Raw genomic sequence first — 1417 nt, 5'->3', positions numbered from 1 at the left:
CATAATAAAACTCAGCTTCCTTATGGAATTAATATGCTTGCTTTTTGTATTAAATTTTATTATGAAAACATTGGCTTAGATTAAGATGATAAAACCTGCCGAAGCCTTTAAAAACTGGGCGGGCGGCGTTATTGGTGCCGCCATAGGGGCAGCTTTTGTTCCAGGCGCCGCCGTAGTCGCCGCTATTATTGCAGTTGTCTTTTCAGTTGCTTTTGCGCTGGTTTTAAATCAATTCAACGACATCTATCTTTCATTTCTTTTCGGACGGCAGAAACGCCGGGCAATGACGTTACAGGCTTAGGGTGTACTAATGATTAATAAACTTGAGCTGATGGGGTATATTTTATTCGTGCTAGATTTTTTGTTCATGCTTATAGTAGGTGAACTGGCAGGTGAATACTTTGTTGAACATTTTCTTGTTAAGTTGCCGTTGATGCTGCAAAAACCAGGCTTGCCATATTTGTTCATTTTATTTGTTTTTAGACAACTAATTAACCCTTACGAGAACAATTGTATTTGGAAAAAATTTGCCACCGAAATTGATTCTAAATTTCATCAATTTAGTTGGATTGGGTCACTTAACAGTGGATTTTTGATTGGCTTCATTATCGTATGGCATAACCCAAATGGACTCAGATTATGGCGACTTGTGTATGCGTTATGTTGTGAATAACACAACGCGATAAGGCGGATTCGCCGATAGAAACTGTGAAAGAATCCAAAAAGACAACTCGATCAATTAAGGGTTCTGTCGCAAATATTTACAAGAGCCGAGCCCGACCTGATTGGCGGGCAAAACTAGCCTGACGAATTGATAAATTGCTGGTAATCGGGAAGTGTCTTCCCGGCGAGTATTTTTTTGCTCTTTAATTACCATAATCTCAATTTATCTATTTTGCGACACTTGTTTTAATTCGTTGTTTTTGTTATTAACCATTGTTTTTGGCGCCGTTTTTCTCTCATCTTGTATTTTGGCATTGTATTTCTTTTTTAACGAACAAAAAAAAGAAGTCAAAGTTATCTTCCATTTTTTATCAAATAAGCTCATTCACTGATTTAATAAAAATGAATTGTAACGTATGGGTAAGCCAATCTTCAGGTATTTGTCTTGTTGGAATTGATAGTTTGGCGAATATATTTGCAGATGCTAAAGAATAATTTTTTGATCAAATTACGGCCTTTTTTTATGATGCTATATAGCTTATTCCATGTATTAGGATGTTGGCTTGGGCTATCTTTTATGTTATTGCATTATAAAGTTGACTTTTGGGTTGGCTTGTTGACTACATACATTCGCTGCGAGACAGGAGTCGAGTAGTCCCCAGAAGCGATAGTGCCTGAGTTTTCACGAAGCGAAGCGGAAGTGAAAATGCAGGCTATACGAAATCGCGTCGAGTCATTGGAGAGCATGTGAGCC

The 1417-nt window shown here is 37.7% G+C and carries 2 protein-coding genes; both read left to right on the top strand.

The window, feature by feature from the left end; translation table 11 throughout:
• Window positions 1–85: 85 nt before the first annotated feature.
• On the top strand, window positions 86–301 hold the full coding sequence (locus AADEFJLK_RS23655; RefSeq protein ID WP_103976041.1) for a hypothetical protein: 216 nt from the start codon (window positions 86–88) through the stop codon (window positions 299–301).
• 9 nt (window positions 302–310) lie between these two features.
• Window positions 311–673, top strand: a complete 363-nt coding sequence (locus AADEFJLK_RS23650; RefSeq protein ID WP_103976040.1) for a hypothetical protein — start codon at window positions 311–313, stop codon at window positions 671–673.
• Window positions 674–1417 lie beyond the last annotated feature (744 nt).

Source organism: Methylovulum psychrotolerans (genome assembly GCF_002923755.1).
In the GTDB taxonomy this organism is placed as follows: Bacteria; Pseudomonadota; Gammaproteobacteria; order Methylococcales; family Methylomonadaceae; genus Methylovulum; species Methylovulum psychrotolerans.
Note: the sequence above shows the minus strand (reverse complement) of the source record. Positions and strands in the feature narration are given on the sequence as shown.

Coding starts and splice junctions, on each gene's coding strand:
- AADEFJLK_RS23650 (WP_103976040.1), top strand. CDS start 311: ATGATTAATAAACTTGAGCTGATGGGGTATATTTTATTCGTGCTAGAT.
- AADEFJLK_RS23655 (WP_103976041.1), top strand. CDS start 86: ATGATAAAACCTGCCGAAGCCTTTAAAAACTGGGCGGGCGGCGTTATT.